Origin of the sequence: Tabrizicola sp. (assembly GCF_016793705.1) — a bacterium.
GTDB lineage: Bacteria > Pseudomonadota > Alphaproteobacteria > Rhodobacterales > Rhodobacteraceae > Tabrizicola.
This window is the reverse complement of sequence record NZ_JAEULO010000068.1, coordinates 18,072-41,455: the sequence shown is the minus strand read 5'-3', so window position 1 is coordinate 41,455 and position 23,384 is coordinate 18,072. Positions and strand designations below refer to the sequence as shown.

Annotated in this window: 26 protein-coding genes; 11 read left to right on the top strand and 15 right to left on the bottom strand. The window is 66.4% G+C overall.

Translation table 11 applies throughout. The features are described from left to right. Positions 1-28 precede the first annotated feature (28 nt). Positions 29-634 carry a pyridoxamine 5'-phosphate oxidase family protein gene (locus JNJ68_RS17665; RefSeq protein WP_294984530.1) on the top strand — a complete coding sequence of 202 codons (606 nt, stop codon included), beginning with the start codon at positions 29-31 and terminating at the stop codon, positions 632-634. Between the two features lie 165 nt (positions 635-799). On the opposite strand, the gene JNJ68_RS17660 is transcribed toward JNJ68_RS17665, so the two are convergent. The 3 genes from JNJ68_RS17660 to JNJ68_RS17650 are packed head-to-tail and all read right to left on the bottom strand — an operon-like array spanning position 800 to position 2,552. Then, a complete protein-coding gene (locus JNJ68_RS17660) occupies positions 800-1,285 on the bottom strand; it encodes a hypothetical protein (RefSeq protein ID WP_294984528.1) in 486 nt (161 codons plus the stop codon). Then, the gene (locus JNJ68_RS17655; RefSeq protein ID WP_294984525.1) at positions 1,282-1,596 is read right to left on the bottom strand and encodes a multidrug efflux SMR transporter; all 315 of its coding nucleotides are present in this window, start codon (positions 1,594-1,596) and stop codon (positions 1,282-1,284) included. The genes JNJ68_RS17660 and JNJ68_RS17655 overlap by 4 nt, the downstream gene beginning before the upstream one ends. Next, entirely contained in the window at positions 1,593-2,552 is a 960-nt protein-coding gene (locus JNJ68_RS17650; RefSeq protein ID WP_294984522.1) for an acetyl-CoA carboxylase carboxyltransferase subunit alpha, read from the bottom strand. The genes JNJ68_RS17655 and JNJ68_RS17650 overlap by 4 nt, the downstream gene beginning before the upstream one ends. A gap of 112 nt (positions 2,553-2,664) precedes the next feature. On the opposite strand from JNJ68_RS17650, the gene JNJ68_RS17645 reads away from it, so the two are divergent. Then, positions 2,665-3,504, top strand: coding sequence for an AraC family transcriptional regulator (locus JNJ68_RS17645; RefSeq protein ID WP_294984520.1), 840 nt, complete (start codon positions 2,665-2,667; stop codon positions 3,502-3,504). Here JNJ68_RS17645 and JNJ68_RS17640 read toward each other — a convergent pair. The 3 genes from JNJ68_RS17640 to JNJ68_RS17630 all read right to left on the bottom strand — a co-directional run bounded on the left by JNJ68_RS17640 (position 3,501) and on the right by JNJ68_RS17630 (position 5,971). Next, on the bottom strand, positions 3,501-4,268 hold the full coding sequence (locus JNJ68_RS17640) for an FCD domain-containing protein (RefSeq protein WP_294984517.1): 768 nt from the start codon (positions 4,266-4,268) through the stop codon (positions 3,501-3,503). The two genes, JNJ68_RS17645 and JNJ68_RS17640, sit on opposite strands and share 4 nt — an antisense overlap. A 98-nt stretch (positions 4,269-4,366) precedes the next feature. Beyond that, a complete protein-coding gene (locus tag JNJ68_RS17635; RefSeq protein WP_294984514.1) occupies positions 4,367-5,023 on the bottom strand; it encodes an OmpA family protein in 657 nt (218 codons plus the stop codon). Positions 5,024-5,140: 117 nt separating this feature from the next. Beyond that, positions 5,141-5,971 (bottom strand): methylated-DNA--[protein]-cysteine S-methyltransferase, encoded by an 831-nt coding sequence (locus JNJ68_RS17630; protein ID WP_294984511.1) that lies wholly within the window; start codon positions 5,969-5,971, stop codon positions 5,141-5,143. A 117-nt stretch (positions 5,972-6,088) separates the two neighbouring features. Here JNJ68_RS17630 and nth point away from each other — a divergent pair, with 117 nt between their 5' ends. The 7 genes from nth (at position 6,089) to JNJ68_RS17595 (ending at position 13,148) form a co-directional block, all read left to right on the top strand. Beyond that, entirely contained in the window at positions 6,089-6,733 is a 645-nt protein-coding gene (nth, locus tag JNJ68_RS17625; protein WP_294984508.1) for an endonuclease III, read from the top strand. Continuing rightward, complete coding sequence (locus JNJ68_RS17620) at positions 6,730-7,713, top strand: adenosine kinase (RefSeq protein ID WP_294984505.1); 984 nt, start codon at positions 6,730-6,732, stop codon at positions 7,711-7,713. Before nth ends, JNJ68_RS17620 begins: the two co-directional genes overlap by 4 nt. Positions 7,714-7,956: 243 nt before the next feature. Further along, a complete protein-coding gene (locus JNJ68_RS17615) occupies positions 7,957-9,558 on the top strand; it encodes an ABC transporter substrate-binding protein (RefSeq protein WP_294984502.1) in 1,602 nt (533 codons plus the stop codon). Between the two features lie 38 nt (positions 9,559-9,596). Further along, entirely contained in the window at positions 9,597-10,661 is a 1,065-nt protein-coding gene (locus tag JNJ68_RS17610) for an ABC transporter permease (protein WP_294984499.1), read from the top strand. Further along, the gene (gene nikC, locus JNJ68_RS17605) at positions 10,658-11,563 is read left to right on the top strand and encodes a nickel transporter permease (RefSeq protein ID WP_294984496.1); all 906 of its coding nucleotides are present in this window, start codon (positions 10,658-10,660) and stop codon (positions 11,561-11,563) included. Before JNJ68_RS17610 ends, nikC begins: the two co-directional genes overlap by 4 nt. Continuing rightward, positions 11,560-12,390 (top strand): ABC transporter ATP-binding protein, encoded by an 831-nt coding sequence (locus JNJ68_RS17600; protein ID WP_294984493.1) that lies wholly within the window; start codon positions 11,560-11,562, stop codon positions 12,388-12,390. Before nikC ends, JNJ68_RS17600 begins: the two co-directional genes overlap by 4 nt. Then, positions 12,387-13,148, top strand: a complete 762-nt coding sequence (locus tag JNJ68_RS17595; protein WP_294984490.1) for an ABC transporter ATP-binding protein — start codon at positions 12,387-12,389, stop codon at positions 13,146-13,148. Before JNJ68_RS17600 ends, JNJ68_RS17595 begins: the two co-directional genes overlap by 4 nt. A 2-nt stretch (positions 13,149-13,150) precedes the next feature. Here JNJ68_RS17595 and JNJ68_RS17590 read toward each other — a convergent pair whose 3' ends face one another. The 3 genes from JNJ68_RS17590 to JNJ68_RS17580 all read right to left on the bottom strand — a co-directional run bounded on the left by JNJ68_RS17590 (position 13,151) and on the right by JNJ68_RS17580 (position 15,330). Then, positions 13,151-13,654, bottom strand: coding sequence for a gluconokinase (locus JNJ68_RS17590; RefSeq protein ID WP_294984487.1), 504 nt, complete (start codon positions 13,652-13,654; stop codon positions 13,151-13,153). Between the two features lie 73 nt (positions 13,655-13,727). Further along, a complete protein-coding gene (locus tag JNJ68_RS17585) occupies positions 13,728-14,552 on the bottom strand; it encodes a hypothetical protein (RefSeq protein ID WP_294984485.1) in 825 nt (274 codons plus the stop codon). Positions 14,553-14,661: 109 nt separating this feature from the next. Continuing rightward, a complete protein-coding gene (locus JNJ68_RS17580; RefSeq protein WP_294984482.1) occupies positions 14,662-15,330 on the bottom strand; it encodes a hypothetical protein in 669 nt (222 codons plus the stop codon). Positions 15,331-15,443: 113 nt separating this feature from the next. Between JNJ68_RS17580 and argE the strand changes: the two genes are divergently transcribed. Then, a complete protein-coding gene (gene argE, locus JNJ68_RS17575) occupies positions 15,444-16,592 on the top strand; it encodes an acetylornithine deacetylase (RefSeq protein WP_294984480.1) in 1,149 nt (382 codons plus the stop codon). Between the two features lie 194 nt (positions 16,593-16,786). On the opposite strand, the gene JNJ68_RS17570 is transcribed toward argE, so the two are convergent. Together JNJ68_RS17570 and JNJ68_RS17565 are read right to left on the bottom strand one after the other, a co-directional pair. Then, positions 16,787-17,401: a DUF1287 domain-containing protein gene (locus tag JNJ68_RS17570; protein WP_294984477.1), complete on the bottom strand. Its 615-nt coding sequence runs from the start codon at positions 17,399-17,401 to the stop codon at positions 16,787-16,789. A 234-nt stretch (positions 17,402-17,635) separates the two neighbouring features. Beyond that, entirely contained in the window at positions 17,636-18,433 is a 798-nt protein-coding gene (locus JNJ68_RS17565; RefSeq protein ID WP_294984475.1) for an aldolase/citrate lyase family protein, read from the bottom strand. 65 nt (positions 18,434-18,498) lie between these two features. Between JNJ68_RS17565 and JNJ68_RS17560 the strand changes: the two genes are divergently transcribed. After that, positions 18,499-19,359, top strand: coding sequence for a 2-hydroxy-3-oxopropionate reductase (locus tag JNJ68_RS17560; RefSeq protein ID WP_294984471.1), 861 nt, complete (start codon positions 18,499-18,501; stop codon positions 19,357-19,359). Positions 19,360-19,377: 18 nt separating this feature from the next. On the opposite strand, the gene JNJ68_RS17555 is transcribed toward JNJ68_RS17560, so the two are convergent. The 4 genes from JNJ68_RS17555 to JNJ68_RS17540 are packed head-to-tail and all read right to left on the bottom strand — an operon-like array spanning position 19,378 to position 23,344. Then, positions 19,378-20,283 (bottom strand): LysR substrate-binding domain-containing protein, encoded by a 906-nt coding sequence (locus JNJ68_RS17555; RefSeq protein WP_294984468.1) that lies wholly within the window; start codon positions 20,281-20,283, stop codon positions 19,378-19,380. A gap of 59 nt (positions 20,284-20,342) precedes the next feature. After that, positions 20,343-21,089: an amino acid ABC transporter ATP-binding protein gene (locus JNJ68_RS17550; RefSeq protein ID WP_294984465.1), complete on the bottom strand. Its 747-nt coding sequence runs from the start codon at positions 21,087-21,089 to the stop codon at positions 20,343-20,345. 3 nt (positions 21,090-21,092) lie between these two features. Next, entirely contained in the window at positions 21,093-22,169 is a 1,077-nt protein-coding gene (locus tag JNJ68_RS17545) for an amino acid ABC transporter permease (RefSeq protein WP_294984463.1), read from the bottom strand. Beyond that, complete coding sequence (locus JNJ68_RS17540; protein WP_294984460.1) at positions 22,166-23,344, bottom strand: ABC transporter permease subunit; 1,179 nt, start codon at positions 23,342-23,344, stop codon at positions 22,166-22,168. Before JNJ68_RS17540 ends, JNJ68_RS17545 begins: the two co-directional genes overlap by 4 nt. Positions 23,345-23,384 lie beyond the last annotated feature (40 nt).

The window sequence follows — 23,384 nt, the reverse complement described above, 5'->3', positions numbered from 1 at the left end:
TCCCCGCGGCCGACAAAGGGGGCACCGCATGGACTGGATCACCACGCTCGAAGACCTTCACGCGCAGTACGGCCAGCCGGGCGAGGCTGCGACCGTCAAGGTCACGAACCGCCTCACCCCGGCCTATCGCGCCTGGGTGGACAGGTCCCGCTTCTGCGTCCTGTCGACGGTCGGCCCGGAAGGCACCGACGGCAGCCCGCGCGGCGACGAGGGGTCGGTGGCCGCGGTGCTCGATCCGCAGACGCTGGCGTTGCCCGACTGGCTCGGCAACAACCGCATCGACTCGCTGCGCAACATCCTCCGCGACGGGCGGGTCAGCCTGATGTTCCTGATCCCCGGCGCGCTGAATGCACTGCGCGTCAATGGCACCGCGCGCCTGACCGCCGATGCCGCCCTGCGCGCGCGCTTCGCCCGCGATGGCAAGGAACCGCGCACGGTGATCGTGATCGACATCGCCGAGGTCTATTCCCAATGCGCCCGCGCGCTGATCCGCTCGGCGCTCTGGACCGGCGGAGACCAGTCGGCGGGCCTGCCCACGGTGGGCGACATGCTGCGCGAGATCACCGAGGGCCGGATCGACGGCAAGGCCTACGACGCCGACTGGCCGGGCCGGGCGGCGCAGACGATGTGGTGAAGCGGAGGCTCGTCGCAGACTTCGTTGCTTCCTCGCCACGGACGAGAAGACGAAGTCGAACGAGGAGGGATCGGTCAGGGCGGGGCGAAGGTTTCCAAATCCCTAATGAAATCAGATAACTAATTGTTTTTGCTTGATTTCCAGGATTTGTCCACCGTGGACAGATCAGCTCAGCGGACAGTCGGCGACCTGAAGCTCCAGCGCGAGCGTCGAGTCCGGCCCATAGCCCAGCCCCGCGACGTCGATATAAAGCGCCCCGGTCTCCGCCCAGACCTCGACCCCCTGCATCGTCGTCCCCGCCGGGTCGATGGCGACCTTCTCGAACAGCGCACAGTCAGTCTCGAACCTCAGGACGTAGCCGTTGAACTTCGCCTCGTAGAACCGCCCGATGCCCTGCGGATAGCTCAGCTCGATCCGCGTCGGCCCGATCTCCACCGCGACCGGCACCACGTCGAGACCCCCGGTGAACCCCTCCGGCCCCAGCCCGAACTCGACGCCCTTGCCCACCACCACCGTCCGCCCCCGCGCGACCAGCAGGGGGGCCTCGCGGTCGTCCCAGGTTTCCACCGTGAAGGTGACGAGCCGCCCCTCCAGCGTCCCCGCCTGGACCGGAGCGGCCAGCGTCACGGCCAGGGCAAGCCAGCGCATCATGCGAATTTCAGCGCCACGATCCCGGCGAGGATCAGGAGCACGCCTGCGACGCGCATCAGGTTGACCGGCTCCTGAAACAGGAACACCGCCGCGACCGCCGTGCCGATGGCCCCGATCCCGACCCAGACCGCATAGGCGGTGCCGACGGGCAAGGACTTCATCGCGACCGCGAGCAGGTAGAACGACCCCAGCGCCAGCACGACCGTCACCACCGAAGGCATCAGCTTCGTGAACCCGTCGGAATATTTCAACCCCAGCGCCCAGCCGGTTTCCATCAGCCCGGCGATGGCGACGATCGCCCAAGGGTTCACGCCGCCAGCCCCTTCGATCCCATGTCGAGGAACTTCTGCCGCCGGTCCCTGACCAGCGCCTCGGGCTTCTTGCCCGACAGTTCGCCCAGCATCGCCTCGATCGCCTTGCCCACCGCCTCGACCGCCTCGCGAGGGGACCGCTGCGCCCCACCGAGGGGTTCCTTCACGATCCGGTCGATCACGCCCAGCTTCTGCAGGTCCTGCGCCGTCAGCCGCAGGGCCTCGGCCGCCTCGCGCATCTTCTCGGCGTCCTTCCACAGGATCGAGGCGCAGCCTTCGGGGCTGATCACCGAATAGATCGAATGCTCCAGCATCGCGACCCGGTTCGCTGTCGCGAAGGCGACAGCCCCGCCCGACCCGCCCTCGCCGATCACGACGCTGATCAGCGGCACCCCGATGGCGAGGCATTTCTCGGTCGACCGGGCGATGGCCTCGGCCTGGCCGCGCTCCTCGGCGCCCTTGCCGGGATAGGCGCCTGCCGTGTCGATCAGGGTGATCACCGGCAGACGGAAGCGGTCGGCCATGTCCATCAGCCGGATCGCCTTCCTGTACCCCTCGGGCCGCGCCATGCCGAAATTGCGCTGGATGCGGGACTTGGTGTCGTTGCCCTTCTCGTGCCCGATCACCATCACCGGATGGTCGTTGAACCGCGCGAGGCCCCCCATCACCGCATGGTCGTCGGCAAAGGCGCGATCCCCCGCCAGAGCAGTGTATTCGGTAAAAAGCGCCTCGATGTAATCCTGGCAATGCGGCCGGTCCGGGTGGCGGGCCACCTGGCATTTCTGCCAGGCCGTCAGGTTCTTGTAGAGATCGCGCAGCGCCGCATCCGCCTTGCGGTCCAGCGCCTCGGCCTCCTTGGACATATCCACGCCGCCGCCGGTCTTCGCCATGGCGCGAAGCTCTTCCGCCTTGCCTTCTATGTCGGCGAGGGGTTTTTCGAATTCGAGGTATTGCATGGCGCTTCCTTTACGGGACCGCCCTTATATGCCCGTGGGCAGAGCGTGATGCAACTCGGCAAGATTTGTGTGGCGGGGTCGTGCAAGGGTGGCCCGGCGAAGGGAAAGGCACATGACGAATGCGAACGAAAAGCGGCTCTTGCGGGTGCTTGACCACATCCACGACAACCCCGCCGGGGACCTGTCGCTGGACGCGCTGTCCGATGTGGCGGCGATGAGCCGGTTCCACTGGCACCGGGTGTTCCGCGCGATGACGGGCGAGACGTTGGCCCAGGCCGTGCGCCGGATCAGGATGCAGCGGGCGTCCTACCTGCTGGCGATGACCGACCAGCCGCTGGCCGCCATCGCCGCCTCGGTCGGGATGGAGAGCGTGCCAAGCTTCAAGCGCTGCTTTGCGGAAGCGTTCCTCATGTCGCCCACCGCCTTCCGCAAGCGGGGCGAGCTTCGCCCCTTCGTCCGCAACATCCCACCGAGGAGAGACCCCATGCACCCCATCGCCATCCGCACCGAAGCCCCGACCCGCCTTGCCGCCCTGCCGCACAAGGGCGCCTATTTCGAGATCGCGCGCGCCTTCGAGAAGCTGTCTGCCGTCATGGCCAGCCGCGACTTGGTCGGCAGCGCGGGCCGGATGATCGCCGTCTTTTACGACGATCCGCAGTCGGTGGCCGAACCGGACTTGCGCAGCCATGCCGGGTTCGAGATCAGGGGCCAGGCCGACCTGTCCGCACCGCTGGAGGAGGTCACGCTGCCCGGAGGACGGCAGGCGGTGCTGACCTACAAGGGCCCCTATGCCGGCCTGCCCGCCGCCTATGACGAGCTGTTCGGCCTCTGGCTGCCTCAGTCGGGAGAGGAACCGGCCGACGCTCCCTCCTTCGAGGTCTATCTGAACACGCCGATGGACACCGCGCCCGAAGACCTGATCACCGAACTGCACCTTCCGCTGAAAGGCTAGCGGCTCGCCTCCTGCTCCAGCCGCTGCCGGGCAATGGATTCGTGCTTTTCGGCGCGCATCTGGTCGTGGAAGGCCTGCTCCACATAGGCCATATGCGCGCCCACCGCCGCCCGTGCCGCCGCCGGGTCGCGCGTTTGGATCGTGGCGTTGATCGCCCGGTGCTGGTCAAGAAGCTGGTCGCGGGTCATCCGGTTCCTGAACATGACCTGCCGGTTGTAGAACACCCCCTGCCGCAGCAGCTCGAACATCGACCGCAGCATGTGCAGCATGATGACGTTATGGCTCGCCTCGATGATCGCCATGTGGAATTCCGCATCCAGCTGCGCCTCGTCCGAGGGGTCGCGCTTCTGGTGCGCCAGTTCCATCTTGCCGAAGATGGTGTCGATCAGCTTCAGGTCGGTTTCGGACCCGAAGCTCGCCGCCCGTTCCGCCGCTAGCCCCTCGATGTCGCGCCGGAAGCTGATGTAGTCGAAGACCGCCTCATCGTGAGTGGAGAAAAGCTGCGTCAGCGCGGGGGAGAAGGCCGAGCCCAGCACTTCGGCCACGAAGATGCCGGACCCCGCCCGGCTGACCAGCAGGCCACGCTCGGCAAGGTCGGCGATGGCATCGCGCAAGGAGGGGCGCGAGACGCCCAGCTTGTCGGCGAGGTCGCGCTCCGAGGGCAGCCTCTCGCCCGGACGCAGGACGCCGCGCAGGATCAGCTGCTCGATCTGACGGACGACGGAGTTCGACAGTTTTTCGGGCGTGACTTTCAGGAACGGCATGACAACCCCGCTATTGGTCTGGAAATATGACCGATCTGGCGGGGATCACAATGAAAAAGGGCCAGCCGCGGCTGGCCCCTTCCGGAATGTGAAAGCGATTACTTGATCGGGCGGATGATGATCTCGACACGGCGGTTCTTGGCGCGGCCCTCCGCCGTCAGGTTCGACGCGATCGGTTGGTCCTCGCCCCGGCCATAGGCCGCGATGCGGCCGCCCGGCACGCCGCTTTCGCGGAGCACGCTGGCCACCGACACGGCGCGGCGCTGCGACAGGTCCTGGTTGTAGGCGGCGGAGCCGGTGTTGTCGGTATGGCCGATCACCTCGATCCGGCTGTTCGGATATTTCAGCAGGCTGGAGGCGACGGTGTTCAGGTCGGCGCGCAGATCGGGCCGGACCGAGGCGCTGTCGGTCGCGAAAAGCAGATCCTGCGGCATGTTCACGATCAGGTATTCGCCGGTGTTCGTGACCGAGATGTTCGAGCTGAGCGAACCGCGCAGTTCGGCGGCCTGACGGTCAAGGTCGGCACCGATGATTGCGCCGGTGCCCGCACCCAGCGCGCCACCGATGATGGCGCCCTTCAGCTCGTCGCCGTCGCCCGACACTGCGGCACCCGTCACCGCACCCACCAGCCCGCCGATCACTGCGCCATTGCGCTGGCGCGCGTTCGGGTCGTTCGGATAGGCATTGGGATCGACACAGGCGGTGAGGAACAGCGTTCCGGTCGCAGCCAGAATAAGGGGGGTCTTCATCATCATGTTTGCTCTCGCCTCAAAAGTTCGCCCGTTCGGGCCTCGCGCTCAGACCCGTGCCACAATACATGAACGTCGTCGAGAGGCTGCGGGTTCCCCAAGGCTTCGGCAGGGTTCCGCGCACTACACTTCCGTGCGAGCGGCCTCCCAGGCCAGCATGGCGCGCTTTCTGGGCAGGCCCCAGTGATAGCCGCCGAGGCCGCCGTCGCGGCGGAGCGCCCGATGACAGGGGATCAGGAATGATATCGGGTTGCGGCCAACGGCCGTTCCCACCGCACGATGCGCCGAGGCGTGGCCGATGGCCCCCGCGATGTCGGAATAGGTGGTGACATGGCCGGTCGGGATCGTGAGCAGGGCCTCCCAGACCTTGATCTGGAACGGGGCTCCGATCAGGTGCAGGTGGGCGGTCTGCCCGCCGAAAGCCGCGTCAACCATGGGCCGGATCGCCACCGGGTCCTCGACAAAGGACGCTTTTGGCCACCGGCTCACGAGGTCTTCCATCGCGGCATCGGCCCCCATTTCGTCGGCAAACCCCATGCCGCAGATGCCCTTCTCGGTCGCCATCACAAGGGTCGGGCCGAAGGGGCTTTCGAACCAGCCCCATCTGATTTCCAGCCCCGCCCCACCCCTGGCATAGTCGCCGGGAGACATTGCCTCCCAGGTCAGGAACAGGTCGTGCAGCCGACCTGTGCCGGACAGGCCCGTCTCCAGCGCCGTGCCAAGCATCGTGTGGCGCTCGGACAAGAGCCGCCGGGCATGGCCCAGGGTCAGATACTGCTGATAGCGCTTCGGGCTGACACCGACCCATTGACTGAAGATGCGCTGGAAATGCGCCGGGCTCATGTTCATCCGCTGCGCCAGATCATCCAGCGTGAGCGCCGGGCCCTCGCTGTCGATGACGGCCAGGGCGCGGGCGATCACCTGGTAGTGGTAGGCGGGGGAAAGATCGGTCATCTGGGTATCCTCGGGGCTGCTCGTCGAGCGTCCGTTCCGATGTAGCCGCCCCTCGTCGCGTCCGCGACCCGTTTCCTGCGGCTTGTCGCTTCGCCGGTTTCGTGCTGCAAAGGCCGGATGACCGCGCAGCTTCCCTATGCCACGCTGAAACAGATCTTCGCCCGGTTCGCCGAGATCGAGCCGCATCCGAAAGGTGAACTGGAGCATGTGAATGCCTTCACCCTGCTGGTCGCGGTGGCGCTGTCGGCGCAGGCCACCGATGCGGGGGTGAACAAGGCGACCCGCAAGCTGTTCCAGATCGCCGACACGCCGGAGAAGATGCTGGCCCTGGGCGAGGAGGGCCTGATCGAGCACATCCGCACCATCGGTCTCTATCGCAACAAGGCGAAGAACGTCATCAAGCTGTCGCGCCTGCTGATCGAGGACTTCGGGGGCGAGGTACCGTCCTCCCGTGCGGCGCTGGTGACGCTGCCGGGGGTGGGGCGCAAGACGGCGAACGTGGTACTGAACATGTGGTTCCACCATCCGGCGCAGGCGGTGGACACCCATATCTTCCGCGTCGGCAACCGCACCGGCATCTGCCCGGGCCGTGACGAGGTGGCGGTGGAGCGCGCGATCGAGGACAACGTGCCGGTCGAATACCAGGGCCATGCGCATCACTGGCTTATCCTGCATGGCCGGTATATCTGCGTCGCGCGCAAACCCAAATGCGGCATCTGCCCGATCCGGGACTGGTGCCTTTACCCGGAGAAGACCGCATGAAGTCCTACCAGGTCGTCGGCATCGGCAATGCCATCGTCGACGTGTTCTCGTCCGCCGACGACAGTTTCCTGGACCTGATGGGCATCCAGAAGGGCATCATGCAGCTGGTCGAACGTGAGCGGGGCGAGTTGCTGTACGGCGCGATGACCAACCGTCAGCAGGCCCCGGGCGGATCGGTGGCGAACACGCTGGCGGGGCTGGGCAATCTGGGCCTGACGACCGCCTTCATCGGCCGGGTGCACGATGATGCGCTTGGGCGGTTTTACGCGCAGACCATGGCGCAGGAGGGCACCGATTTCGTCAACCCGCCGGTGCCGGGGGGCGAGCTGCCGACCTCGCGGTCGATGATCTTCGTCTCGCCGGACGGGGAGCGGTCGATGAACACCTACCTCGGCATTTCCTCCGAGCTTGGCCCCGATGACGTGTCCGACAGCGTCGCCGGCAGCGCCGAGATCCTGTTCCTGGAAGGTTATCTTTACGACAAGTCGAAAGGGATGCAGGCCTTCGAACGCGCGGTCGACCTGTGCCACAAGGCGGGCGGCAAGGCCGGGATCGCGCTTTCCGATCCGTTCTGCGTCGACCGGCACCGGGGCGATTTCCGGCGGCTGGTGAAGTCGCTGGACTATGTGATCGGCAACGAACACGAATGGGCCTCGCTCTACCAGACCGACCTTTCCGCCGCGCTGGAGCAGGCGGCGGCGGATGCGGGGCTGGTGGTCTGCACCCGGTCGGGCCATGACGTGATCGTCGTACGGGGCGAGGAACAGGCCGTGGTCCCCGTCCGCCGCGTCGTGCCGGTGGATGCCACCGGCGCGGGCGACCAGTTCGCCGCGGGGTTCCTTTATGGCCTCGCGACCGGCCAGCCGCTTGCTACCGCGGGCCGCATGGGCTGCGTCGCCGCCGCCGAGGTGATTTCCCATTTCGGCGCGCGCCCCGAGACCGACCTCAAGGCGTTGTTCCGCAAGGAAGGCCTGATCTAGACAGCGATCACGCGCACCGTCCTCGCGACGGTCTCGCGCTCTTGCAAGCCTCTGCGGCAGGGCATGGCCACGGCAGTATCGAACCGGCCCGGAAACCCGGGCTGCCAGGCCCGTCTGCCGCCGGATCAAGCTTTCCCGCAGGCCGAGGGGATTTCGGTTGACAGTCGTGCGGCAGATTTGTCCTGTTGGTCAAGGAAGCGGTGAGACCGACTCCGCGATCACAAAAGAACAGGGAGATGGATTATGCAGCTGAAGCAAGGATTTGCCCGTGCCGCGGCCTTGGCGGTGCTGATGATGGGCACCTCGCCGATGGCGCTGATGGCAGAGACTCCGGCCGACACGCTGGTTGTCGCCGATGCCATCGACGACATCGTGTCGATCGACCCGCACGAGGCCTTCGAGTTCTCGGGCGTGGACCTGAACAACAATACCTATGACACGCTGGTCGAGCTTGACCCCGCCAAGCCGGGAGAGCTGGTGCCGGGTCTCGCCGAAAGCTGGTCGGTGGCCGATGACGGCATGACCTACACGTTCAAGATCAAGTCCGGGATCACCTTCTCGTCCGGAAACCCCCTGACCGCCGAGGATGCTGCGGGCTCGCTGCGCCGCGTCGTCAAGCTGAACAAGACCCCGGCCTTCATCCTGACCCAGTTCGGGCTGACGCCGGAAAACGTCGACCAGATGATCACCTTCGAGGGCGACACCGTCACACTGAAGACCGACAAGGCTTATGCGCCCTCCTTCGTCTACAACTGCCTGACGGCGGGCGTGGCGAATATCGTCGACATGAAGACCGTCATGGCGAACGAGGTCGACGGCGACATGGGCAATGCCTGGCTGAAGGCCAACAGCGCCGGGACCGGGGCCTATGTGCTGAAGTCGTTCAAGCCGAACGAAGGCTATGTGCTGGAAGCCCGTCAGGGCCACTGGCGCGGCGACGCCAAGATCAAGAACGTCTTCATGCAGCATATCCCCGAAGGCGCGACCGAACGCCTGCTGCTGGAAAAGGGCGACATCGACATCGCGCGCGAGCTGACGCCGACCGACCTCGAAGGCCTTTCGGGCAATGCCGACGTGAAGATCCAGTCCGACGTGGGCGGGCAGGTCTATTATCTCGCGCTGAACCAGAAGAAAGCGGAACTGGCGAACCCGAAGGTCCAGGAAGCGATGCGCTGGGCCATAGACTACACGGGCATGCAGGACAGCATCCTCAAGGGCCTCTGGGTCGTGCACCAGAACTTCCTGCCCAAGGGCTTCCTCGGCTCCATCGACGAGAACCCCTACTCGCTCGATATCGAGAAGGCCAAGGCGCTGATGGCCGAATCCGGGCTGACGCTTCCTATCGAGATCGGCTTCACCGTCCGCAACAACCAGGAACGGATGGACATCGCCACCTCGATCCAGAACACCTTCGCCCAGATCGGCATCAACCTGGTTCTCGACGTGGGCGACGGGGCGCAGGGTCTTGCCACCTATCGCGGGCGTCTGCATGACATCACGCTGCAGACCTGGGGGCCTGACTATCCCGACCCGCATACCAACGCCTCGACCTTCGCGCTGAACCCCGACAACAGCGACGAGGCGAATGCCACGGGCTACCTCGCCTGGCGGACCGCCTGGGACCCGGGTGCCGAGCTGAACGCCGAGACCGAGGCCGCCGTGGTCGAGAAGGACAGCGCCAAACGGGCAGAGATGTATGGCGACATTCAGCGCAAGGTGCGTGACAATTCCGCCTTCGTGCTGATGTTCCAGCAGGCCCGGCAGGACGGGATGCGCGCCAATGTCTCGGGCTTCTACGCCGGTGGCGCGACCGACTCTGCCTCCTACTGGACCGTGACCAAGTAGGCGATTGGGCCGTCCCTTCGGGGGCGGCCCTTTACCGCATGTCCGGTCTCCCCTCCCCCGCGCGTAAGAACCGCCTGCTGACCCTGTCGGGCCAGATCGGGCTTGGCCTTCTGACGCTTGCCATCACCCTTCTGGGCCTGCTTCTTGTTACCTTCCTGATCGGCCGCGTCGTGCCCATCGACCCGGTGCTCAGCATCGTCGGCGAACGCGCGACCGAGGCGCAGATACAGGCGGTCCGTGACAAGCTGGGCCTCGACCTGCCGATGTGGCAGCAGTTCCTGATCTATGTCCGCGACGCCGTGCAGGGCGATCTCGGCCGGTCGATCCGCACCGGCCAGGATATCGCCAGCGAAATCGCGCGCTATTTCCCCGCGACGCTGGAGCTTGCGACACTGGGCACGATCTTCGGCACCCTTGTCGGCGTCCCGGCCGGAGTCCTCGCCGCCACGCGCCCCGGCAGCATCGCCGACCAGATCGTCCGCGTCGTCGGCCTGATGGGCTATTCGATGCCGGTCTTCTGGCTGGGGCTGATCGGGCTTCTGGTCTTCTACGGCCAGCTCGACTGGGTTGCCGGTCCCGGTCGGCTGGACCCGACCTACGACATGATGATGGAGTTCACCCTGAAACCCTACACCGGCATGATCCTGATCGATTCTGCGCTGAACGGTGCCTGGGATGTCTTCGCCAACGCTCTCAGCCACATCATCCTGCCTGCGGGCCTTCTGGGCTATGTCTCGATGGCCTACATCAGCCGGATGACCCGCAGCTTCATGATGAACGAGCTTGGGCAGGAATACATCACCACCGCCCGGGTGAAGGGGATGCCGGAAAGCCGGGTGATCTGGGTCCATGCCATGAAGAACGTGCTGGTGCCGCTGATCACCGTCATCGCCCTGTCCTACGCCTACCTGCTGGAGGGGTCAGTCCTGACCGAGACGATCTTCGCCTGGCCCGGCCTTGGCAGCTACATCACCGATGCGCTCTTCGCCGCCGACATGCCTGCCGTGCTGGGTGGCACCGTGGTCGTGGGCGTGGCCTTCGTCACACTGAACATGGCCTCCGACCTCCTCTACCGCCTTGTCGACCCCAGGGCGCGGACATGACGACGCTGCGCGCCTGGCTCTCCGACCCGAACCCCGCATCGCGGCGGCAAGCCAGACTGGGGCAGCTCTGGCTAGCCGCGCTGCGCATCCGCAGGAACCGGCTGGCGATGGCGGGGCTGGTCATCGTGGGGCTGCTGTTGGTTGTCGCGCTGCTCGCCCCCTGGATCGCGCCGCATGATCCCTTCGTGCAGAACCTCGGCAACCGGCTGAAGCCGCCCGGCACTCCCGGCTACCTGCTTGGCACCGACGATTTCGGGCGCGACATCCTGAGCCGGATCATCCACGGCGCGCGGATCACGCTTTACATCATCGCACTCGTCGCCGTGACCGCCCCGGTCCTCGGTCTTCTGGTCGGCACCGTCTCGGGCTATTTCGGCGGCTGGATCGACGCGGTGCTCATGCGCCTGACCGACATCTTCCTCGCCTTCCCCCGGCTGATCCTGGCCCTCGCCCTCGTCGCCGTCCTGGGCCCGGGCATCGAGAACGCCGTCCTCGCCATCGCGCTGACCGCTTGGCCGCCCTATGCCCGGATCGCGCGGGCCGAGACGCTGACAGTGCGCAACTCCGACTACATCGCCGCCATCCGCCTGCAAGGCGCCTCTGCCCCGCGGATCATCGCGGGTCATGTCGTGCCGATGTGCCTGCCGTCGGTCATCATCCGCGTCACGCTGGACATGGCGGGGGTGATCCTGATCGCGGCGGGCCTCGGCTTCCTCGGCCTCGGCGTGCAGCCGCCCCTGCCGGAATGGGGACTGATGATCTCCTCCGGCCGCAAGTTCCTGTTCGAGCAATGGTGGGTCGCCACCATGCCCGGCCTCGCCATCTTCATCGTCTCGCTGGGCTTCAACCTCCTCGGCGACGGGCTCCGCGATGTGCTTGATCCGAGGAGTGCCTCGCGATGAGCCTTCTAGACATCAAGAACCTCCGCGTGACTTTCGACACCGAGACCGGCCCCGTCCAGGCCGTGCGCGGCGTCTCCTTCTCCCTGAACCGCGAACGGCTGGGGATCGTCGGCGAAAGCGGCTCGGGCAAGACGATGACCGGCCGCGCCGTCCTGCGCCTAATCCGCCCGCCGGGCCGCATCGAGGCCGACCGGATGACCTTCGACGGTCAGGACCTGATGGCCGCCTCCGAGCGCGACATGCGCGCCCTGCGCGGCAAGCGCATCGGCATGATCATGCAGGACCCGAAGTTCTCGCTGAATCCCGTCATGACCGTGGGCCGCCAGCTGACCGAGGGCCTGCGCCTGCGCGACGGGCTGGGCCGGGCCGATGCCTCTGCCAAGGCGCTCGCCGCGCTGAAGGCCGTGCAGATCCGCGACCCCGAGCGGGTGATGGGCGCCTATCCGCACGAGCTTTCCGGCGGGATGGGCCAGCGGGTGATGATCGCGATGATGCTGATCCCGGAACCCGACCTCCTGATCGCCGACGAACCGACCTCCGCGCTTGACGTCACCGTGCAGGCCGAGGTGCTCTCGATCCTCGACAACTTGGTCCGCGACCGCAACATGAGCCTGATCTTCATCAGCCACGACCTGCGCCTTGTCGCCCGCTTCTGCGACCGGGTGCTGGTCATGTACAAGGGCCGCATCGTCGAGGAAGTCGCCGCAGGCAAGCTGCTGGAAGCCCAGCATCCCTATACCCGCGGCCTGCTGAACTGCCTGCCTCGCATCGGCGGCCCGCGGGAACCGTTGCCGGGGCTCGATCGAACAGGGGCATGGGCGGAATGAGCCTGATCGAGATCGACAACCTCTCCGTCACCTTCCGCGCCCAGGGCCGCCTCGTCCACGCAGTCGAGGGCGTCAGCCTCAAGGTGGAGGAATGCGAAAGCTACGGCCTCGTCGGCGAAAGCGGATCCGGCAAGTCCACCATCCTGCGCGCGATCTGCGGGCTCGCGCCCGTCACCGGAGGGACGATCCGGATCGCTGGCCAGCCGCTTCCCAGTCCGCGAGGGCCCGGCTTCGCCGCGCAGGTGCAGATGGTCTTCCAGGACCCCTACGCCAGCCTGCATCCCCGACACACCATCGACCGCACCCTCTCGGAACCGCTGGCGATCCACGGGTTGCGCGACAGCGACGCCCGCGTGGTGCAGGCTTTGGTCGACGTGGGCCTGCCCCCCGGCTTCCGCTTCCGCTACCCGCACCAGCTGTCGGGCGGCCAGCGCCAGCGTGTCGCCATCGCCCGCGCCCTGATGCTGCAACCGAAGATCCTGCTGCTGGACGAACCGACCAGCGCGCTGGATGCCTCGGTCCAGGCCGAGGTGCTGAATCTCCTGAACCGCCTGCGGGCCGAACGGGGCCTGACCTTCCTGATGGTCAGCCACGACCTTTCGGTCATCGACCATATGTGCGACCGCATCCTCGTCATGCAGCATGGCAAGGCGGTCGAGGAACTGGCCCGCGCAGACCTCGCCGCCGCCCGCATGACCACGTCCTACGCCCGCAGCCTGTTCGAGGCTTCGGCCGACCGGATGCTCGCCGCCCCCTAGGTTCAGCCCGAGCTGCGCGGCCCCATCCGGTGCAGGATATCTGTCACCAGCCGGTCGAGCGACTTGTCGATGTCGACAGTGATCGCCGCTTCATCGGGGTCGGGCGGCTCCAGCGTGGCGAACTGGCTATCCAAAAGCGACGCGGGCATGAAATGACCCGACCGCGCTGCCATCCGGGCCGAGATCACATTGCGGCTGCCTGCCAGGTGGACAAAGCAGACCGGCCCGCCCACCCCCGCCCTGATCCGGTCGCGATAGGATCGGCGCAGCGCCGAGCAGCCGATGATGAGCGGCGCCCCGCTGGCCAACTCGCCCGCAACGCGGTCCAGCCAGGGCCAGCGGTCGGCATCGGTCAGCGCCTCGCCGACGCGCATCTTAGCGACATTGGCGGGCGGATGCAGGTCGTCGCCGTCGCGGTAGGGAATGCCCAGAGCGCCCGACAGGGCCGCCCCGACCGAGGACTTTCCGCAGCCCGAAACGCCCATGATCACGATGCGCTGCGTCATGCCGGGCGCCGTCCGAAAGACAGGGACCAGCAACTTTCGCCGCTGGCCCCCAGATATGGACCCGTCTGCCGGGTCAATTCGTCATCAGGTAGTAGCTGTTCCGCGACCCGCCCATGTTTTGCACAGTAACGTAGAAATACCCGTCCCAGGCGGGGGTCCAGTCACAGTACAGCTTGTCCGACCAGCTGACATCATAGCAGATCACGTTGCCGTTCTCGTCCGTCACCGCCACGTCCAGGTTCGCGTCGCCGTCGCCCACAATGGCGATCTCGGCATAGGAATTGCCGTAGTAGGGGATTTCCCAGACATCGGTCTGGCCTGCGGGCAGGCGCGACAACCACTCGACCGCCCCGCCGATCCGGCCCCGGCCAGTCTCGGCCATCGCATCGTCGATCAGGCCCAGCAGGGCCTCGTCGTCCGCGGCCAGTTCCTTGGCCTTGGCGAACATCGCATCGGCCGTGACCGGGGCATCCGCGGCACCCTCATCCTCGTTCGCGGCGTTGAAGAAGGTGGCCTTCGACGCAGTACGCGGGCTGCCGTCATTCATCATCGGTGCCGGGGCGGCCGGCGCGCCGGGGGCAGCCTTCTTGCGGAATGTCGTCTGATCCGTCCCCTCCTCGAACGTCACCTTCGCCGGGTCCAGCGCGGCGGCTTCCGCCGAGGTGACCTCGACCGAGGCGGCGAGCTTCGCGGCGGCCAGCACCGTGACGGCATCGCCCTGGGCGACTCCCAGCGCATAAAGCTCCTGCGCCAGCCCCATGGTCGAGGCAGCACCGGGGGCAGCGCCCTCGGCAGCAGCGCCGACGTTCGTGCCGGTCTTGTCCTGGGCAAGGGCAGGAAGGGTCAGCGCGGCGACGGCAGTGGTGGCAAGGATCAGGGAAAGGGATTTGAGCGACATCTGGGCCTCTAACGGTTGGCCAGCCCGGATTGGGCCGGAATGGCAGGATCATTGCAGGCGATCATGCGCTTGAGAAGGTGGTAAAATGTGACAAATGCAGTCATCCGCTTCAGTTTCCGATCAGCATGTAGCCGGTGGCCTCCGCACCTTCGTTTCTGACCCGCACCCGGAAGAACCCGTTTCGAGCAGGCGTAAAGCGACACAGCGCCGGGTCGGTCGTCGCGGGCCGGGCGCAGGCCACCGCACCGCTCTCGTCGGTCACGCTTAGCCCCAGCTTGGAACCGTCATCGCCGATCACCGCGATCTCGGCGGAGACCGATCCAGACAGGGGCAGCCGCCACTCCTCCCCGGCCCCTCCGCCAAGGCCGGACTTCGCGACCGTGGCCACCGGCAGCCTGCCATGCGGCAGCTGCGCATCCAGATCGTAGACGAGGTCCTGCAAATCCGGGTCGTCGACCGCCAGGCCTTGCAGCATCGCCAGCGCAGCCGCGCTTCCCGGGTCGGGCGGGCCGCCGACCTGCGGCGCCTCTCCCTCGTCACCCGCCGCCCGCTCCCAGCCCACCGCCGGGCGCACCGTCACCCCCCGCGCCAGCCGGATCGCCGCGAGAAGCAGCACCGGATCGCCGGTTCCGGTCGCGGTGCGGAACAACCGCTGCGCCAGCACAAGCTGGCTCGCCGCGCCGCCCGGCAAGGCCCGCAGTTCAGGCGAGAGGTTCGGCTCCTGCGCCTGGGCGGGGGTCAGGCCAAGGGCAAGGATGAGGGCAAGGCGGCGGGGCATGGGTGGGCTTTCGGAAAACTCGCGTGACCATCGCAAAGCCCGGTGCCAGCGACAAGCCGGGAAAGCTTCCCGCCCCGCCGGTTTCGCGCTAGCAGGGGGAAAAGAGGTGACACATGCGCGACATTCTGGACCGGCTTCTGGCCTTCGACACCGTCAGCTCCAAGCCGAACATCGCCCTGATGGACTATGTGAAGGGCCTCCTGGAAGGCGTGGGGCTTACCGTGACGCTTGTCCCCGATGCCGCGGGCGGCAAGGCGAACCTCTTCGCTTCGACCGGGCCGGAGGGGGCGGGGGGCGTCATGCTCTCCGGCCATACCGACGTGGTACCGGTGGAGGGCCAGGCCTGGACGAAGCCCCCCTTCGCCCTGACTGAAGAGGACGGGCGCTACTACGGCCGGGGGGCGGCGGACATGAAGGGCTTCGTCGCCTGCGCGGTGGAGGCGATGCTGGATGCCGCCCGCCGCCCCTTGAAGGTCCCGCTCCACCTCGCGCTGTCCTATGACGAGGAGATCGGCTGCATGGGGGTGCGGTCGCTGATCGACCTCCTCGCTGCCGCCCCGGTGAAGCCGCGCTTCTGCATCGTGGGAGAACCGACGGGCATGCAGGTCGCGACCGGGCACAAGGGGAAGGTGGCGCTGCGCGCGACCTGTGTGGGGCGGGAGGGTCATTCCGCGCTGGCTCCGCTGGCCTTGAACGCCCTGCATCTGGGGGCGGATTTCCTGGGAGCGGTGCGGCGGGTGCAGGCCGAGGTGGCGGCGAGCGGGTTGAAGGACGGGGACTATGATGTGCCCTATTCGACCCTGCATGTGGGGAAGATGTCCGGCGGGGTGCAGGTCAACATCGTGCCGAACCATGCGGTGCTGGATTTCGAGATCCGCAGCCTCGCGGGGGAGGACGTGGCGGGGCTGATCCGGCGGCTGGAAGGGGAGGCGGAGGCCATCGTCGCGCCCTTGCGGGGGGAGTTCCCGGAGGCGGCGATCCGGGTGGAGCGGCTCTGGGATTACCCCGGGCTGGGGACGCCCTCGGATGCCGGGGTGGTCCGCTTCGTGAAGGGGCTGACCGGGGCGAACGGGACGATCAAGGTGGCCTTCGGGACGGAGGGCGGGCTGTTCGACGCCCGGCTCGGGGTGCCAACGGTGATCTGCGGGCCGGGGTCGATGGCCCAGGGGCACAAACCGGACGAATTCGTTGCGGTCGAGCAGGTGGAGCGGTGCCGGGGGATGCTGGCGGCGCTGGTCGGGCGGCTGGAGGAGGGGTTCTAGGGCAGGGTGTCCACGGTGGACATTTCTGGAAAAATGCTCAATATCAAAGGCTTGCCCGTGGGCGGAAAGGATTTCTTAACCTGTGACCGCGAAGCCCTGTGACCAGCCGCCGGGGGCGCTTCCCCCCCCGGACCCCCAGAGAGTATTTCGCAAGGAGCAAGCACGATTTTAGACAATTTTAGGGGTCGGGCGCGCTACTGCAGCGCCTTCAGCCGGTCCGCCTGTTCCTTGCCGATCCGGTAGTGGCCGGTCATCGGATAGGCGAAGAGGATGTCTTCCTCCTGCGCGCCGCGACCGATGTTGTGCAGGATCAGGGGTGTGCCGTCGGTAGCCCGGCGGTCGGAAACGATCCCGATATGGTCGAGGTTGCCGGGCAGCTTCCAGGTGACGATGTCGCCGGGGAGATAGGGCGCGGGATCTTCCTGGAGCGGCACCTCGGCACCGACGCGGGCAAAGAGCGTGGCAAGGTTCGGCACCCGGCGGTGGTCGATGTTGCGGTCAGTCTGCGTCAGGCCCCAGAGTGCAGGATAGGCCGCGAAGTCGGCCTTCATGTCGCGGTTCACCGCCAGTTGCAGGTCGATCCCCCAGCCGTCGCGCAGGGCGCGGATCACCACGTCGGTGCAGACACCGCGGTCGCGCGGCACATCGCCGCCGGGAAAGCCCAGCTTCGCATAGGCCGGGTCATAGGTCACCGTCACCCCGACCTGATCCCGCGCGGCGGCGGTCAGGCGCGAGGGTTCGGACCCGGCAAGGACCGGGGAAGCCAGGACCGCAAGGAGGAGGACGAGGCTGCGCATGGGGCGGATCATGCGCCTTTTGCATTCGCCGCGCGAGTGGGGATTTCCCGCGAATCGCGCGGGCTGTCACCAATCCGCCGGGCCTTGTAAGAGTTTCGTGAGCACGATCCCCTGACGTTGCTCTGACCTTGCCACCCATCCATGCATTCCCCGACCGAATGCGTCCTGGACCACCTGCCGGGCGCGATGCCCTGCCCGTGCCGAGCAGGTTGAAACAGCGCGAGCGACCCGCAGGCAGGAGTGCGCTCATCCCAAGGGCGCTTGCAGGGTGCGGCCCGTCCATGTTCTGAAACGCGACACGAGGTCATCCGAACCGCGCGCCAGGAGGCCGAGGTCGGAGCCAACCGCCACCATCGTGAAGCCTGCCGCGAGATACCGATCTGCATCCGCAGGATTGGGGGCGAGTATGCCTGCTGCCTTGCCGGCCGCCTTTGCAGCAGCCAGGACGGAAGCAATCGCCTCTTGCACATGCGGCGCGGACGGATTGCCCATCACACCAAGGTTGGCGGAAAGATCGCCCGGTCCGACGAACAGGACATCGACGCCTTCGACCGCAGCAATCTCGGCAGCATTGGCCACCCCGGTCGCACATTCGATCTGGGCGGCCAGAAGCTGCTGGTTCCGGGCATTCGCGTGGTAGCCCTTGATCCGACCAAAGGCATTCGCCCGATGGCCGACAGAGAAGCCACGGATGCCGCCCGGGGCGTAAGTCATCGCGGAGACGATGCCACGGGCCTGATCGGCGGTTTTCACGTTCGGGATCATCAGGCTGCGGGCCCCGCCGTCCATGAACTGTTTGATGAGGTTAAGGTCATCCGACGGCAGGCGCACGGCTGCCTCGCAGCGGAACGCCGCTGCGGCCTGAAGTTGGGCCACGACGGACCGCAGATCATTCGGGCTATGCTCGCCGTCGATCAGAATCCAGTCGGCGCCCGATCCCGCCACGATCTCGGTCGTCAGAGCGGAACCGAGCGAGCACCAGAGGCCAATGGCGGCCCGACCCCCTGCGACCATCGACTTCAGGACATTCTCTCGTTCTTGCATGATCGTTCCTTTTGACCTATCAGTTGTCATACATCATATGATTATCGCTCGCAAGCGGAGGACAGATGAAGATCGGCTTTATCGGCCTGGGCGTAATGGGATCACCCATGGCCCGGCATCTTGCAAACGCGGGGCATGAGATCGCAACGACGCTCAACCGCTCCCCCCTTCCCGAGGGAATTGCAGCCCGTGTCCTGCCTGCTCCGGCAGAGGTGGCGGAGGCTTCGGAGATCGTCATCCTGATGCTGCCCGACACGCCGGATGTGGAACGGGTCCTTCTGGGGGACAGGGGCGTTCTCGCCGGGCTTCGGCCCGGAAGCCTGGTGATCGACATGAGCACGATCAGCCCGATCGCCACGCGCCGCTTCGCCGATACGGTGGGTCAAAAAGGTGGTTCCTACCTCGATGCGCCGGTGTCCGGCGGACAGGTCGGCGCCGAAAACGCAACGCTGACCATCATGGTCGGCGGTGCGGAGGCCGATTTCGACCGGGCGCTGCCGCTGTTTCAGATCATGGGAAAGAACATCACCCTGGTGGGTGCAACCGGCGCGGGACAGACCTGCAAGCTGGCGAACCAGATCATCGTGGCGTTGACCATCGAGGCCGTTTCGGAAGCCCTCGTCTTTGCGTCGAAAGCGGGTTGCGATCCGGCACGGGTGCGGCAGGCCCTGATGGGAGGATTTGCCGCCAGCCGGGTGCTTGAAGTACATGGGGAGCGCATGATCAAGCGAAGCTTCGCGCCGGGGTTCCGGCTGAAGTTGCATCAGAAGGACCTTACCCTTGCGCTGGACAGCGCGAAGTCGCTGGGGGTCGCACTGCCCAATACCGCGACGGCGCAGGAATTGATGAGCGCCTGTGATCGCGAACAGGATCACTCCAGCCTGGTGAAGGCTCTCGAAGCTCTCGCCTCTCACCGACTGGGGTGACGCCGGGACTGGCGGGTTTCAGGCCTGCCAGTCCTGTTCCAAAAGCCAACGGTGCAGCGCCGCGACATGCCGCGCCCTGAGCCGTGCTTTCGTGGTGATGACATAGAAGCCGGGAACGGTTTCCGGCGGCATCTCTGCCAGCGCGTCGATTCCGATCGGCGCGATCAGCTTTCCGGCGGCGATATCCTCTTCGGCATCCAGCCGCGAGATCAGACCGATGCCCAGCCCCTGATGCGCCGCGCGCCGCATGGTCGCGGCATCATCGAAGGTCAGGCTGCGGTCCAGTTCAGGCATATCGACACCGAGAAAGGCAAGAATGTCGGGCCAGAGGCGCTTGGATCGCGCCGGCTGCAAAAGGTTGAAGCGCAGAAGATCGGACGGCGACGCGATCTTCTCGGCCATATCGGGGCGACAGCAGACGACCTTGGGGTCACGCAGCAAGAGATGCGACAGCGCGTCCTTGCGGTCGCCGTAGCCCCATTGCACGGCGAGGTCGATCTGGTCGCGTTCGAGGTCGACCAGGTCGATCATCGTGGTCAGGCCGATCTCGGCCTCGGGCACGGCGGTCCGGAATTCGGCAAGGCGCGGCATCAGGTAGCGCGTGCCGAAGTAGGGGCTGACGTTGAGGTTGATCCGGGCGCGTTCGCGGGGTGCGGTCACCCGGCGGACGCCTTCCTCGAACTCCTCGAACCCGGCCTGGATGTAGTGGGACAGGGTGATCGCCTTTTCGGTGAAGCGGATCGAGCGACCGTCGCGCTCCATCAGCACGACACCGAGCGCTTCTTCCAGCAGGCGGACCTGCTGGCCGATGGCCTGCGGCGAGACGAGCAATTCGTCAGCCGCCTCGCGCAGGGAGCGGTGCCGCACGACCGCGTGGAACACGCGCAGAGAGTTCAAGGGCGGCAGTTTGACGCGCGGGGCCATTCGGTATCCGTGAACAGGTCGGCGCGCCGACGTTAGCATTCCGGCCCCCGCTGCAAAAGTCAGTGCCCCAGCACCTGCGACAGGAAAAGTCGTGTCCGTTCGCTTCTCGGGGCGGTGAAGAAGGCCTCGGGCGCGGCCTCCTCGACGATCTCGCCCTTGTCCATGAAGATGACCCGGTCGGCGACCTTGCGGGCGAAGCCCATCTCATGCGTGACGCAGACCATGGTCATGCCTTCCTGCGCCAGGGTCACCATGACATCCAGCACCTCGGCGATCATCTCGGGGTCGAGCGCCGAGGTGGGCTCGTCGAAGAGCAGGATTTCGGGCTGCATGCACAAGGCGCGGGCGATGGCCACACGCTGCTGCTGGCCGCCGGACAGCTGGCCGGGATATTTCTGCGCCTGATCGGGGATGCGGACCTTTTCCAGATAGCGCATGGCGATGGCCTCGGCCTCGGCCCGCGCGGTCTTGCGCACCAGCATCGGCGCCAGCGTGCAGTTTTCCAGCACCGTCATGTGCGGGAAAAGGTTGAACTGCTGGAAGACCATGCCGACTTCGCGGCGGATCTCGTCCAGCGAGGCGAGACTGTCGTCCAGCGCGGTGCCGAAGACGCGGATCGCGCCGCTGTCATGTTCCTCAAGCTGGTTGATGCAGCGGATGAGGGTTGACTTGCCCGAGCCCGAAGGGCCGCAGATCACCACCTTCTCGCCTTTCGCGACGCAGAGGTCGATGCCCTTCAGGGCGTGGAAGCTGCCATAGAACTTGTCGAGTCCCGTGATCTCGATGGCGGGGGCGGTCAGGTCCATGGGTCAGTCCTTGGCGTGGCCAGTGTTCATCCGGGCCTCGAGATAGGCACCATAGCGCGACAGGCCGAAGACGAAGGTGAAGTAGATGGCGGCGATGAAGACGTAGACCTCGGCATAGGCGAACTTCCAGTCGCCGGTCTTGAAGGCGGTGTTACCCGCCGCCAGCAGTTCCATGAAGCCGACGACGACGATCAGCGAGGTTTCCATGAAGGCGATGACGAACTGGTTGATCGTGGCCGGAAGCGCCAGCCGGAAGGCCTGCGGCAGGACGATGCGGCCCATGCGCTGCCAGTAGGACAGGCCCAGCGCCTTCGCCGCCTCTTCCTGGCCGGACGGAATGCCCTGGAAGCCGCCACGGATGATCTCGGCCTGATAGGCGGCGAAGAACAGGGCGGCGCCGAAGACAACGCGGTAGAGCTTCTCGCCGATCAGGAAGCCCGGCAGCATGAACGGCAACACGATGGCGCAGGTGAAGAGGATCGAGAGCAGGGGGAGCGAACGGATCGTGTCGATGATCCAGCCGGAGACGCGGGCGATGACCGGATAGTCCGACCGCCTGAGCAGCGCGAGACCGATGGCGAGCGGCATCCCGATCACGCCGGTGGCGACGAAGACGAAGAGCGTCAGCGGCAGCCCGCCCCATTGCTGTTCATTGACTGGCGCCAGCCCCAGCACGCCACCGCGCATAAGCGCGTAGAAGAGCGCCGTCCCCAAGGTCCAGATCAGGGCCAGGCGGCCGAAGCTCCAGAGCCTCGGGATGCAGGACAGAAGGATCACCAGCGCGACGGTGCCGCAGGCGAGGGCTGCGCGCCACTGTTCCTCGAATGGGTAGATGCCGAACAGGATCACCCGCCAACGCACGGCAATCACCGACCAGCAGGCCCCGCCGCCGGCGGCGCAGGTTTCCTGATTGCCCTCGGCGCCAAAGGTGGCGCGGATCAGGCCCCAGTCGACCAGTACCCACAGGATCGCCCCAAGCGCTGCGAGGCTGAAGAGCGTCATCAGCGCGGCACCGGGTGAACCGAAATAGTCCTTGCGCCAGCGCTTGAGTCCGGTTCTGGAGCGCGCCGCACTGGTCATTGCACACCCGTCGTCTGATGGCCCTTCAGCGCGATGGCCCGGTTCAGACGGTTCAGCACCGCGGCCAGCGAGAAGTTGATCAGAAGGAAGCCGCCCATCAGGATGGCGATGAATTCGAAGGTCTGGCCGGAATGGTTGATCGACGAGGCGATCACCATGAAGAAATCCGAGAAGCCGACCGCGATGCCGAGCGTGGTAGCCTTGATCAGCCAGACATACTGGTTGATCAGGATCGGCAGCATGGCGCGGAAGGCGAGCGGCATCCGCACGCGGGAGAAGACCTGCCACGGCGACAGGCCCAGGGCGGCGGCGGCTTCCATCTGGCCGCGACCCACCGCCTTGAAGCCGCCCCGGACGATCTCTCCGACATAGGCGGCGCCATAGGTCATGATCGCGATGGCCAGGGCATAGACCTCGGGCTGGATGCGGAAGCCGCCGTCGACCTTCAGCCCTGCGAGCGCGGGCCAGGAGGTCCAGGCGGTGCCGGGTTCGTGTCCGGCAAGGACCGTTACGGCGGCAAGGGCCAGTCCGGCGCCCAGCGCGGCCAGTGAGAGGCGGCGCTGGCCCTGCGGCTCCATCCGGCGGAACCGGCGGGCGGCAAGAACCCAGACGGCAAGGCAGGCCCCCGAGGCCACGGCCAGTAGGGCAAGCGCGACGGTTCCCGGCCCGATGGCCAGACCCGGCAGATAAATGCCCCGCGCATTGACCAGCGCGCCGCCGATTTCCAGCGACTGGCGGGGCGCAGGCAGCGCATTCGCCATCGCATACCAGAAGAAGAGTTGCAGGATCAGCGGCAGGTTGCGGAACAGCTCGATATAGAGCGTGCCCAGGAGCCGGGCGGCGGGGTTGCGGCCCGACCGCATGAGTCCCACGATCAGGCCAAGGACCGAGGCCCCGGTCAAGCCGACCAGCCCCATGAAGAGCGTGTTCATGAGGCCCATCAGCAGATACCACCAATAGGGATCGCTGGTGGTCGTCGGGAGGAGGGAAAAGTTCATCTCCCATCCTGTCGCCTTCCGCAGGAAGCCGAAGCCCGACGTCAGCCCCTGCGCGGCCAGAGTGTCGCGCGCGGTCAGGGTGGCACCGATCACGACGGCGGCGATCAGCGCCAGGAAGCCGCCCTGGAGGACGATGCCCCGGACGGACTTGCTGCGCCAGAAGGTTGATCCTGCCATCGGTCTGCCCTTGGACGAAGAACGGGGAGCGGGGATTGGG